This is a genomic window from Rhizobium sp. BK619 (assembly GCF_014195245.1).
GTDB classification, from domain to species: Bacteria; Pseudomonadota; Alphaproteobacteria; order Rhizobiales; family Rhizobiaceae; genus Rhizobium; species Rhizobium acidisoli.
The window spans coordinates 315,506-327,563 of record NZ_JACIBH010000004.1 but is presented as its reverse complement, the minus strand read 5'-3'; the positions used below and the strand labels follow the sequence as shown (position 1 = coordinate 327,563).

The 12,058-nt window shown below is 62.5% G+C and carries 11 protein-coding genes; 9 read left to right on the top strand and 2 right to left on the bottom strand.

Annotation, left to right across the window (positions count from 1 at the left end; genetic code table 11):
• Positions 1 to 43 precede the first annotated feature (43 nt).
• The 4 genes from serS (at position 44) to FHX14_RS09685 (ending at position 4,487) form a co-directional block, all read left to right on the top strand.
• Positions 44 to 1,327 (top strand): serine--tRNA ligase, encoded by a 1,284-nt coding sequence (gene serS, locus FHX14_RS09700; RefSeq protein WP_184376966.1) that lies wholly within the window; start codon positions 44 to 46, stop codon positions 1,325 to 1,327.
• Positions 1,328 to 1,331: 4 nt separating this feature from the next.
• A complete protein-coding gene (gene surE, locus FHX14_RS09695; protein ID WP_003586945.1) occupies positions 1,332 to 2,105 on the top strand; it encodes a 5'/3'-nucleotidase SurE in 774 nt (257 codons plus the stop codon).
• Positions 2,102 to 2,755, top strand: coding sequence for a protein-L-isoaspartate(D-aspartate) O-methyltransferase (locus tag FHX14_RS09690; RefSeq protein WP_003578890.1), 654 nt, complete (start codon positions 2,102 to 2,104; stop codon positions 2,753 to 2,755). The genes surE and FHX14_RS09690 overlap by 4 nt, the downstream gene beginning before the upstream one ends.
• A 139-nt stretch (positions 2,756 to 2,894) precedes the next feature.
• Positions 2,895 to 4,487: a M23 family metallopeptidase gene (locus FHX14_RS09685; RefSeq protein ID WP_184376965.1), complete on the top strand. Its 1,593-nt coding sequence runs from the start codon at positions 2,895 to 2,897 to the stop codon at positions 4,485 to 4,487.
• A gap of 127 nt (positions 4,488 to 4,614) precedes the next feature.
• Here FHX14_RS09685 and FHX14_RS09680 read toward each other — a convergent pair whose 3' ends face one another.
• Complete coding sequence (locus FHX14_RS09680; RefSeq protein ID WP_054183238.1) at positions 4,615 to 5,487, bottom strand: ATP-binding protein; 873 nt, start codon at positions 5,485 to 5,487, stop codon at positions 4,615 to 4,617.
• A gap of 203 nt (positions 5,488 to 5,690) precedes the next feature.
• On the opposite strand from FHX14_RS09680, the gene yajC reads away from it, so the two are divergent.
• The 5 genes from yajC (at position 5,691) to FHX14_RS09655 (ending at position 10,414) form a co-directional block, all read left to right on the top strand.
• Positions 5,691 to 6,038, top strand: a complete 348-nt coding sequence (yajC, locus tag FHX14_RS09675; protein ID WP_179610665.1) for a preprotein translocase subunit YajC — start codon at positions 5,691 to 5,693, stop codon at positions 6,036 to 6,038.
• A 45-nt stretch (positions 6,039 to 6,083) separates the two neighbouring features.
• Positions 6,084 to 8,624, top strand: coding sequence for a protein translocase subunit SecDF (gene secDF, locus FHX14_RS09670; protein ID WP_184376964.1), 2,541 nt, complete (start codon positions 6,084 to 6,086; stop codon positions 8,622 to 8,624).
• 4 nt (positions 8,625 to 8,628) lie between these two features.
• A complete protein-coding gene (locus FHX14_RS09665) occupies positions 8,629 to 9,015 on the top strand; it encodes an Mth938-like domain-containing protein (RefSeq protein WP_012557491.1) in 387 nt (128 codons plus the stop codon).
• Positions 9,016 to 9,017: 2 nt separating this feature from the next.
• Positions 9,018 to 9,875, top strand: a complete 858-nt coding sequence (locus FHX14_RS09660) for a phytoene/squalene synthase family protein (protein ID WP_184376963.1) — start codon at positions 9,018 to 9,020, stop codon at positions 9,873 to 9,875.
• A 71-nt stretch (positions 9,876 to 9,946) separates the two neighbouring features.
• Positions 9,947 to 10,414 carry a hypothetical protein gene (locus FHX14_RS09655; protein ID WP_012557492.1) on the top strand — a complete coding sequence of 156 codons (468 nt, stop codon included), beginning with the start codon at positions 9,947 to 9,949 and terminating at the stop codon, positions 10,412 to 10,414.
• A 121-nt stretch (positions 10,415 to 10,535) separates the two neighbouring features.
• Here FHX14_RS09655 and trmFO read toward each other — a convergent pair whose 3' ends face one another.
• Positions 10,536 to 11,969, bottom strand: a complete 1,434-nt coding sequence (gene trmFO / locus FHX14_RS09650) for a methylenetetrahydrofolate--tRNA-(uracil(54)-C(5))-methyltransferase (FADH(2)-oxidizing) TrmFO (RefSeq protein ID WP_012557493.1) — start codon at positions 11,967 to 11,969, stop codon at positions 10,536 to 10,538.
• Between the last annotated feature and the right edge of the window lie 89 nt (positions 11,970 to 12,058).

The following is a 12,058-nucleotide window of genomic DNA, read 5'->3' as shown; positions in this document are numbered from 1 at the left end:
GGCTTTGGCCGGGTCACTTCTGTTGCAACGACCTGGAACGACGATGCTCGATATCAAATGGATCCGTGAGAATCCCGAAGCGCTCGATGCCGCCCTCGCCAAGCGCGGTGCGGAGCCTCTGGCGCAAAATCTCGTTGCCCTCGATGAAAAGCGCCGCTCCGCCGTGCAGAAGGCGCAGGACCTGCTGTCCCGCCGCAACCTCGCTTCCAAGGAGATCGGCGCGGCGCTGTCCCAGAAGAATGCCGAACTCGCCGAGAAGCTGAAGGCCGAGGTCGCCGAGCTGAAAGCGCTGCTGCCGGTGGTCGAGGAAGAGGACCGGCAGCTGACGGCCGAGCTCAACGACGCGCTCTCGCGCATTCCGAACATACCTTTCGACGATGTTCCGGTCGGCAAGGACGAGCATGACAATGTCGTCACCCGCACCGTCGGCGAAAAGCCGCGCTGGAACCACACGCCGAAGGAGCACTTCGAAATCGGCGAGGGGCTCGGCTATATGGATTTCGAGCGCGCCGCCAAGCTCTCCGGCTCGCGCTTCACGGTTCTCACAGGGCCGCTCGCCAGGCTCGAGCGCGCGCTCGGCCAGTTCATGATCGATCTCCACACGCGCGAGCACGGATACACCGAAGTCAGCTCGCCGCTGATGGTTCGGGCTGAAGCGGTGTTCGGCACCGGCAGCCTGCCGAAATTCGAAGAGGATCTCTTCAAGACGACGGATGGCCGCTATCTCATTCCGACGGCGGAGGTGACGCTGACCAACCTGGTGCGCGAGGAAATCCTCGACCAGGAAAAGCTGCCGCTGCGCTTCACCGCATTGACGCCGTCCTTCCGCTCGGAAGCGGGCTCGGCCGGCCGCGACACCCGTGGCATGCTGCGCCAGCACCAGTTCTGGAAATGCGAACTCGTCTCGATCACCGATGCCGAGAGCGCTGTTGCCGAACATGAAAGGATGACCGCCTGCGCCGAAGAAGTGCTGAAGCGCCTCGGCCTGCATTTCCGCACGATGACGCTTTGCACCGGCGACATGGGCTTCGGCTCGCGCAAGACCTACGATCTCGAAGTCTGGCTGCCGGGACAGAATGCCTTCCGCGAAATCTCCTCCTGCTCGGTCTGCGGCGATTTCCAGGCCCGGCGGATGAATGCGCGATACCGTGGCAAGGACGACAAGAGCAACAGGTTCGTGCACACGCTGAACGGCTCCGGAACCGCGGTCGGCCGCTGCCTGATCGCCGTGCTTGAAAATTATTTGAACGAGGATGGCTCGGTCACGATTCCGGACGTTTTGCTGCCTTATATGGGCGGATTGACCAAGATCGAACGGGCGGCCTGAGGCGATGCGCATCCTGCTTACGAATGACGACGGCATTCACGCCGAAGGCTTGGCCGCGCTGGAGCGGATCGCCCGCACGCTGTCCGACGATGTCTGGATCGTGGCGCCCGAGACCGACCAGAGCGGCCTTGCCCATTCGCTGAGCCTGTCCGAGCCATTGCGGCTGCGCAAGATTTCCGACAAGCATTTCGCCTTGCGCGGCACGCCGACCGATTGCGTCATCATGGGCATCCGGCAGGTGATGGACATCAAGCCCGATCTGGTACTGTCAGGCGTCAATTCGGGCTCGAACGTCGCGGACGACGTAACCTATTCCGGGACGATCGCCGGCGCCATCGAAGGCACGATGCAGGGCGTGCGCTCCTTCGCGCTGAGCCAAGCCTATCTCTATGAAGACGGTGCGCGCATCGTGCCATGGGAGGTCTGTGAGACGCATGCGCCGGCTCTTCTGGAAAAGCTGATGGTTCTGGATCTGCCGGAGGGCACGTTCCTCAATCTCAACTTCCCGAACTGCCGTCCGGGCGAGGTCGACGGCGCCGAGGTGACTATGCAGGGCAAGCTCGCCTTCAACCTGCAGGTCGATGCCCGCTCCGATGGGCGGGGCTTTCCCTATTACTGGCTGAAGTTCGGCGAGCGCGCCGGCGCCTTCATCGAGGGCACCGATATTCACGCCCTCAAGCATAACAAGATTTCGGTAACGCCTTTGAAACTGGATCTGACCGATTATTCCGTGACGGACCGCGTGGCGCGGGCCCTGGGATACGGAGCACAGGTTTGACGGCAAGACTGGCCGAGAAAGAGGGCTTTGCGGCGCTCGTCCTCAGATTGCGTGCCGAAGGCATCTCCGATCTCGATCTGCTGACCGCGGTCGAGCAGACGCAGCGGTCGCTTTTCGTGCCGCCGCAATTTTCCGATGACGCCTATTCGAGCCGGACGATCCCGATCGAATGCGGCTCCTTCCTTGAAGGCATCGATTTTGTCGTCCGCATTCTGCATCACCTGAAGCTCAAACCCGGTCAGCGCGTTCTGGAAATCGGCACCGGCAGCGGCTTTACCGCCGCCGTCATGGGCCGCATGGCTGAGCGTGTTCTGTCTATCGACCGCTACAAGACGCTGACATCGGCTGCGCAGCGGCGCATGGAATCGCTTAGTCTGCGCAACGTCATCATCCGCCACGCAGACGGCAGTGCCGGCATGCAGGGCGAGGGCACCTTCGACCGCATCCTGGTGACGGCGGCCTTCAATGCGATGCCACGCTTTTATACCGATCAGCTTGTTTCCGGCGGTTCGATGATCGCGCCGCTGATGATCTCCGAGAACGAATGCCGCATGGTCCGGCTGACGAAAACCGGCAGCCGTTTCGAACGCGAGGAACTGTTCGAAGCCCCTTATCTGCCGATCGTTCCGCGCCTTGCCTCGCTGCTGTAGGCTCTACGATTTTTCACCCGTAAGCTATGGTTATCAACTTCTCAAAAATATCGCACTGATTCCAGCATCTTAACTGCGTGGTAATACTAACGCGTTTTAATAGACTCACAAATGGTTGCGTTCTCAGTGGGTCGAGTCAATGCGTTTCAGTCTTTCGCCGAAGTTCGGGAAGTCGGCCGGTAATCTTCTGGTTGTGGGCCTGCTGGCAAGTGCCGCAACAGGCTGCAGTTCCGATGTGACACGGTTTGGCGGCTTGTTTTCCTCCTCAGGGCAGGATCAGATCACCACAAGTTCCATCCCGCGCAGGGGCGGCGCTCAGGCTGATCCGGTGCCGCGCGCCGATCTCGGCGGCTCCGCCGTTGCAAGCCAGTCGGGTTATGGTGGTGGCAATGGCGCACTGAACCAGCCTTATCCGTCGAACCCGAGCTATGATCCGGTCCGCACGTCGAGCGCCCGTATGGCCTCCGCGCCGGTTGCGGTGCAGCGTTCCGAGCTTGCAGCTCCGGGCGCCGTCGCGCCGGCCCGGCAGCGGGAAAAGGAGGTCGCGCTCGCCCAGCCGTTCCCTTCAGCGCCCCAGGCGGAAAAAAACCGATTGGTGGCCCCGACCGCGCCGAAGCTGACGCCTGATACTTTGACGACGGGCACGACGCCGAAGGTATCCGGCTGGTCCGGGACCAATGCCCCTTCCGTGACGCTGCGTCCGGGTGAAAGCGTTGCCACGCTGTCCAGGCGCTTCGGTGTTCCGGAAAAGGAAATCCTGCGCGTCAATAACCTGAAGACAGCTTCCGCCGCCACGCCCGGCCAGGCGATCCTGATCCCGACCTTCAATGGCGGTAACGCTGCCAAGGCAGCGTCGCAAGCGGCTGACCTCTCCAAGCCCGGCAAGATGCCGGAACCGGTGAAGGCGCCTGAGCAGAACGTCGCCGTCGTTCCCGGCGCCAGTTCCGCTCGCGACAAGACCATGGCGAGCGCCGATGCCACCGGCAAGCTTCCGCCCGGCGCCGGCAAGGATCCGAAAGCGCCTGCCGGCACCTATGTCGTCAAGCAAGGCGATTCGCTGGCAAAGATCGCCAAGGCGACCGGCACCAAGATCGACGATCTCAAGGCCGCCAACAATCTGTCGGCCAGCTCGGTGAGGGTCGGTCAGGCGCTGAAGATCCCGAACGGCACCGCCGACAATATCAAGACAGCATCGATCCAGCCGCAGAAGGCCGATCCGAAGCCGGCTCAGGCGGCGCCCGCCCAGCAGACGGCCTCCGTCGAGCCGGCACCCTACAAGGCGCCGGTCGCCACTCAGACGGTCGACGATGTCGAGAAGAAGTCCGACGTCAGCTCCGCCGCACCGGAATCGACCGGCATCGGCAAGTATCGCTGGCCGGTTCGCGGCCAGGTCATTGCTTCATACGGCGCTAACGTCAACGGCAACCGCAATGACGGCATTGACATCTCCGTGCCGCAGGGAACGCCGATCAAGGCTGCCGAAAACGGCGTCGTCATCTATGCCGGCAACGGCCTGAAGGAACTCGGCAACACGGTTCTCGTCCGTCACGACGACGGGACCGTCACCGTCTACGGCAATGCCGATACGCTGAGCGTCGCCCGCGGTCAGAAGATCCAGCGTGGCCAGACCGTCGCCGTCTCCGGCATGAGCGGCGATGTCAAGCAGCCGCAGGTCCACTTCGAGGTGCGCAAGGACGCATCCCCGGTCAACCCGATGACTTTCCTGGAATAGGTACAGCGTCCCAGGAAGCGCAAAAGCCCGGCCACCCGCCGGGCTTTTGTCATTTAAGGCATGTCGCGCAAAAGTGTGCCGCGGCTTTGCGGCAGCGAGGAGCGGGTCTGAAAGCGCGCGTCGCGCTTCAGGCCCGGTCGATATGGACGCGCATGCGTCCGGCCAGATCCTGGATGTACTGCCAGGCGACGCGGCCGGAGCGGGCGCCGCGCGTCGTTGCCCATTCCAGCGCCTCGGCATGCATCTTGTCACGTTCGAGCCCGAGCTTGAAATGCTCGGCATAGCCGTCGATCATGCCGAGATAATCTTCCTGGCTGCATTTATGGAAGCCGAGCCAGAGGCCGAAGCGGTCGGATAGCGAAACCTTCTCCTCGACGGCCTCAGACGGATTGATCGCCGTCGACTGCTCGTTTTCCATCATGTGGCGCGGCAGCAGATGGCGCCGGTTCGAGGTGGCGTAGAAGAGCACATTGTCCGGTCGCCCTTCGACACCGCCGTCGAGTGCCGCCTTCAGCGACTTGTAGGCGGTGTCGTCGTGGTCGAAGGAAAGATCGTCGCAAAAGACGATGACGCGGTACGGCGTGTCCTTCAGGAGATCGAGCAGGTTGGGCAGGCTCGCTATATCCTCGCGATGGACCTCGACCAGCTTAAGCGCAGAGCCGCTTTCGCGCCTGACATCCTCGTGCACGGCCTTGACCAGCGAGGATTTTCCCATGCCGCGCGCACCCCAGAGCAGCACATTGTTGGCCGCATAACCTTCGGCGAACCGCACCGTATTCTCATGCAGGATGTCGCGCACATGATCGACGCCGCGGATCAGCTTCAGCGCCACTCGGTTCGGCTTGTTCACCGGCTGTAGATGCAGGCGCGATGGCGCCCAGACGAAACAATCCGCCGCATCCCAATCGTTGACGGCAGGCGCTGGTCCGGCAAGGCGCTCGACGGCATTTGCAAGCCGCTTCAGCTCGGCAAGCAGCGCGGTGTTGATTTCCTCGGTCATCGCAAGCTCCTGATTTCTTGCTGCGGCAATGCACTCTATCTTTCGATGCGGGGTAGCATGGTGTTTTGCCGGCGGAAAGGTTATGAGGCAGCGGAATCGGTACTGTTTCGGGCTGTTTCTGTTGCATTCATCGAAGCGGTAATTATAGTCCGGCAACCTGAAAAATGAGGCGGAGTTCCGCCGCCAAGCCTGAGGAGTTTAGCATGTTCATCACCCCGGCATTCGCCCAGAGTGCCACCGATACCGCAACCGGTTTCGGCGGCTCCGGTTTCGAAATGATCATCCTGTTCGTGCCGCTGATGGTCGTCTGGTACTTCCTGCTGATCCGTCCGCAGCGCGCACAGGCCAAGAAGCGTGAGGAAACCCTGAAGGCGATCCGTCGCGGCGATCAGGTCGTCACGGGTGGCGGTCTCATCGGTAAAGTCACCAAGGTTATTGACGACAAGGAAGTCGAAGTCGAGATTGCTGATGGTGTTCGCGTGCGCATCGTCCGCAGCGGTATTTCGGATGTGCGCGTCAAGGGTGAACCCGTCAAGGCCGACGCAGCGTAACAAGCGATAACGGCAGCACTGCCGGATCGGAAGATCGTCGAGAGAATGTTGCATTTTTCCCGCTGGAAAACACTTCTGATCTGGCTGGCCGCGTTTGCGGCCATCGTCATCGCTGCGCCCAATCTGCTGAGCGAGGCGCAGCGCTCTTCTCTGCCGGGCTGGCTGCGGCAGGACCGCGTAACGCTCGGTCTCGATCTGCAGGGCGGCTCGCATATTGTTCTGAAGGTCGAGCGTTCCGATATCGTCAAGGACAGCCTGGAAGAGGCGGTCGCCAATGTCCGAAACGCGCTGCGCGGCGCCGGCATCCGCTATACCGGGCTGACTGGCAACGACCAGACCGTCACCGTCCAGATCACCGATCCGGCTGAGACGCAAAAGGCGGTCGATCTCCTGAAGCCTTTGACGGCGCCCGGCGGACGTGCCGGACCTGAAGTCGCGCTGCAGCAGGGCGAGGACGGGCAGCTCTCGCTGCAGATTTCCGACGCCGGCATCACCGCTGACGTCGCCTCCGCCCGGACCCGATCGCTCGATATCGTCGCCCGCCGTATCGCTGGATTCGGCCATGCGAATTTCATCGTTCGCCCCGATGGCACCGACCGCATCGTCGTGCAGGTGCTGGGATCGGTCGATGCGGAACGGCTGAAAAACCTCCTCAATCAACCGGCCAAGCTTTCCTTTCATCTGATCGATGCAAGCATGTCGGGGCAGGAGGCGCTGAACGGCCGCTGGCCGGCGACATCGCAGGTGCTCTATTCGCTGGATGATCCGCCGGTTCCTTATCTCGTCGATCGCACGGCTTTCCTCACCGGCAGCAACATGGTCGGTATCGAGCCGGTCGTCGACCCGCAGACCCAGGATAGCTCGATTGCATACCGCCTCGATGCGGACGGAACGCGGCGGCTGGCTGAGGTGACGGGGCAGAATATCGGCAAGCACCTTGCCATCGTCTTCGACGACCAGGTGATGTCGTCACCGGCCATCGATGCGGCGATCACCGGCGGCGAGGGGGTAATTTCGGCAAACTTCTCCGAGGATGGCGTCCGCGACCTGGCGATCATGCTGCGCGCCGGCGCCTTGCCGGCGACGCTGACGAGCGTCGAGGAGCGCAGCGTCAGCCCGAGATTCGGCGCCGACTCGATCTTCTCCGGCCTCATTGCCGGCCTCGTCGCCGTCGTGCTGGTCGCGGCACTGATGATCGCGCTCTACCGCATCCTCGGCGTTATTGCCGTCGTCTCGCTCGTCTTCAATCTGATTCTCATCGTCGCGGTGCTCAGCCTTGCCGGCGCGACGCTCACCTTGCCCGGCATTGCCGGCATCGTGCTCATCGTCGGCATGGCGGTCGACTCGAACGTTCTGATCTACGAGCGTATCCGTGAAGAGGAAAAAACCGCCCATTCCTTTGCAGAGGCCGCCGGCCGCGGTTTCTCGCGCGCCTTCGCAACAATTGTCGATGCGAATGTGACGATCTTCATCGCCGCGATCATCCTGTTTTTCCTCGGCAGCGAATCCATCCGCGGTTTCGCGGTGACGCTGGCGGTCGGCATCCTCACGACCGTCTTCACGGCTTTCACGCTGACGCGCTCGATCGTCGCCGTCTGGCTGCGGCGGCGCCACCCCCGGCATCTGCCGAAAAGCGTTCTGACCCATCTTTTCGAACACGCCAATATCCGGTTCATGGGGATCCGCCGTTACGTCTTTACGGCGTCGGCGATCATTTCGTTGATCGCCATGGCCGCCTTTGCCACCGCCGGCCTGCGTCTCGGCATCGATTTCACCGGCGGCTCGCTGATCGAGGTGACGGCGAAGCAGGGCAATGCCGACCTTGCCGATCTTCAATCGCGCCTCAATGATCTCAATCTCGGTGAGGTCAGCGTCACGCGCGCCGGCGGGCCATCAAATGTGCGGATCCGCATCGCCTCCCAGGGCGGCGGCGAGAATGCCGAGCAGTCTGCGGCGACACTGGTGCGCGGCGAGCTCCAGGAGGATTATGACTTCCGCCGCGTCGAGATCGTCGGCCCCGCCATCTCCGGCGAATTGACGATGATGGCGACGCTCGGCGTTCTGGCCGCTCTTGCGGCGATCCTGATCTACATCTGGATCCGCTTCGAATGGCAGTTCGCGGTCGGCGCCATCGTCGCGACGCTGCACGACGTCATCATCTTGCTCGGTCTCTTCGTCCTCACCGGCATGGAATTCAACCTGACGAGCGTTGCCGCCGTGCTGACCGTTGTCGGTTATTCCCTGAACGACACGGTCGTGGTCTATGACCGAATGCGCGAGAATCTGAAGCGATACAAGAAGATGCCGCTGCCGATCCTGATCGATGCGTCGATCAACCAGACGCTGTCGCGCACCATACTGACCGCGGCGACGACGCTGCTCGCCTTGCTCGCGCTCTATCTTTTCGGAGGAGAGGTCATCCGCTCCTTCACCTTTACGATGCTCTTCGGCGTCGCTCTCGGCACCTTCTCTTCGATCTATATCGCCGCTCCTGTGCTGATCGTCTTCCGGCTGCGGCCGGAAAGCCCCGATGGGGAAGAGAGCAACAAGACGGATGCTGGTGTAAAATCCGGCACGGTGGTTTGAAAACATGGCAAAAGGCATAGAAATCCGCGCCGCGCATTTTCCCGGGCGCGCGCCGATCGATACTTACGGCAATGGCGGTTTCCGCTTTGCCGACATGTCGCATCGCGGCTCGATCCTTTGCCTGCCCTCCGGCATTCACGGCTGGGACATGGACATGTCGAAACCGCTGTCGCCGGAAAATTTCCGCCGGGTGCTTGATGAGGCCGATGATATCGAGGTTCTGCTCGTCGGGACCGGAACCGAGCTTCGCCGTCTGCCGGAGGCATTGAAGCAGGCGCTGAAGGCGCGCGGCATCGCCTCCGATCCGATGAGCACCGGTGCAGCGGTACGCACCTTCAATATCATGCTCGCCGAGCAGCGCGCCGTCGCCGCGGCACTGATTGCGGTCTGACGATGGTTGAAGCGAAGCCTGCGACGAACCAGGAGACCTGCCTGGCGATGCTGCGCGACAGCGATCGCGACCGCTACCTTGCCTGCCTGCTGTCGCCGGAGGACAAGCGCGGCGCGCTCGCAGCCCTCTACGCCTTCAATGCCGAGCTTGCCCGCATTCGCGATCTCGTGCACGAGCCGTTGCCCGGCGAGGTGCGGCTGCAATACTGGCGCGACCTGCTGGAAGGCAGCGCCCATGGTTCGACGGCGGCCAATCCCGTCGCTTCAGCACTTCTGACGGCGATCGAGACGCACCGCCTGCCGCGCAAGACGCTGATCGACATGATCGAGGCCCGCACCTTCGATCTCTACGACGATCCGATGGAAACGCGTCTGTCGCTCGAAGGGTATGCCGGCGAGACGGCATCGGCCCTCATTCAGCTCGCAAGCCTGGTGCTTTCGCCCGAGGAAGCCGCACGATCGGCCGACGCCGCCGGTCATGCCGGTGTAGCCCAGGCGGTCGCCGGCCTGTTGCTGCTGATGCCGCTCTATCGCCGCCGCGGCCAGGTCTATATTCCGCTGCAGATCCTGTCCGCCACCGGTCTCAACCGCGATACCTTCCTTGCCGGGGACGACCGGCCGCGCATTTCCGCCGCCATCGAAGCCTTTGCCGGCCTCGGTCGCGAACATCTGGCAAAGGCGAGGGCGGCAGGGCCGATCGCGCCCGCGGTCTTTCCGGCCTTCCTGCCGGCGACGCTTGCCGAACCGGTGCTTTTCAGGGCGCAGAAGCTCGGCGCTGTCCTGTTCGACCGGCCGCTGCAGCCGCCGCAATGGCGCCGTCAGCTTAGTATGGCCCTCTCGGCCGTCCGCAGAAAAATCTGACACCGGTCAAACTCGCGCAAGTCTCGCGCGTTACAAGGCCTGAACCGCTACTTTTTGAACGGAGACTCGGCGTGGGCATTATCGTCTGGTGCGTTCTTTTCGCCATCGTCATCTTCTTTGCCTTCGTGGTCACGCGCATGGCTGCGCAGAACAAGGAAGACGGCCTGCACGACACGGGCCTCGCCATCATCGAGTTCGGCCGCGCCTTTCCGAACGAGGCGATCCGCCAGTTGCAGGCGACGGAGAACGGCCAGGCCATCTTCGTGCGCCTGCATGACAATAAGGCCGGCTTCATGCGCAACATGTCGCGCCACTTCGCCTGTCATCTGATCGAGCCGGGCCGGGTGCGCGTCGTCAGCTCGCAAACGGGCAGGGGCCTGGTGATCGATTTCCTCGATGCGCCGCATCACAACGGCGATTTCGAATTCGCTTCCGCCAAGGAGTCCGCGGAAGTAGCGCTCTGGCTGCTCGGCAACTATATCGCCGAGCCGGATAAGGATCTGCCGTCCGACCATATTTCGGCGGCGAACAAGCACTAGAACAGGATGATTTTAGGCCCGGTTGGCCTAAAATCTGAATCCTGTTCTAAATTAAAGAGTTAGAGCATGATGTCGTCCGAAAACCGCTCACACTTTTCGGCATCATGCTCTAAATAGCGAGTTAGGCGCTTTCGGCGAGCGGCGAGTTCTGACCCAGCCAGGCGGCGCAGTCTGCGAGTGCTCGCCGCGCGATCAACTGCCGCTTCATGATCGTCTTGTCTTTGCCGCGGAAGCGTTTGACGCCCTCGGGCTTGACGATCGATCCGGGCTGAAGTTCCGGAAACAGCCCGAAATTGATGTTCATCGGCTGGAACGAGCGTTTGCCCGGCTCTTCGTCGGTGACGATATGGCCGCCGGTGATATGACCGAGCAGCGAGCCGAGCGCCGTCGTTGCCGGCGGCAGCGAGATCGCCTCGCCCTTGCGTTCGGCAGCGGCGAAACGGCCGGCCATCAGCCCGACGCTGGCGCTTTCCACATACCCCTCGCAGCCGGTGATCTGGCCGGCGAAACGCAGGCCAGGCCGCGATTTCAAGGTCAGCGACGGGTCGAGCAGGGTGGGAGAATTGATATAGGTGTTGCGGTGCAGGCCGCCGAGGCGGGCGAATTCCGCATTTTCCAGGCCGGGGATCATCCGGAAGATTTCCGCCTGCGCCCCATATTTCAGCTTCGTCTGAAAGCCGACCATATTGTAGAGCGTGCCGAGCGCATTGTCCTGGCGCAGCTGCACGACGGCATAGGCTTTGACCGTCGGGTTATGCGCATTGGTCAGCCCCATCGGCTTCATCGGCCCGTGGCGCAGCGTCTCGCGGCCGCGTTCGGCCATCACCTCGATCGGCAGGCAGCCGTCGAAATAAGGTGTGCCTTCCCATTCCTTGAAACCGACCGTGTCGCCCGATATCAGCGCATCGACGAAGGCATTGTACTGCGCCTCGTCCATCGGGCAATTGATGTAATCCTTGCCGGTGCCGCCGGGACCGACCTTGTCGTAGCGCGACTGATACCAGCAGATATCCATGTCGATGCTCTCGCGGTAGACGATCGGCGCGATGGCATCGAAGAAGGCGAGCGAATCCTCGCCCGTCTGCGCCTGGATGGCGCTTGCGAGCGACGGCGCGGTCAGCGGCCCGGTGGCGACTATGGCGAGATCCCAGTCACCAGGCGGCAGGCCGGTGATCTCTTCACGCACGACCGTGATCAGCGGGTGGTCGTGGATCGCCCGGGTCACGGCTTCGGAAAAGCCGTCGCGATCGACGGCGAGCGCGCCGCCGGCCGGCACTTGGTGGCGATCGGCAGTAGCCATGATCAGCGAGCCCGCCATGCGCATCTCGGCGTGGATGACGCCGACGGCATTGCTGGTCGCATCGTCGGAGCGGAAGGAGTTGGAGCAGACCAGCTCGGCAAGTCCGTCGGTCTTGTGTGCATCCGTGCCGCGCACCCCGCGCATTTCATGCAGGATGACGGGAACGCCGGAACTGGCGATCTGCCAGGCGGCTTCCGAACCGGCAAGTCCGCCGCCGACAACGTGGATGGGGGAATAGGAAGAGATCGTGTTCATTCCGGGCTGATATCATGTCGGCAGGTGCGATCCAACACCCGGGAATCAAAAACGGCGCCTCGGGGCGCCGTCTTGGAAGCATCAAGCCC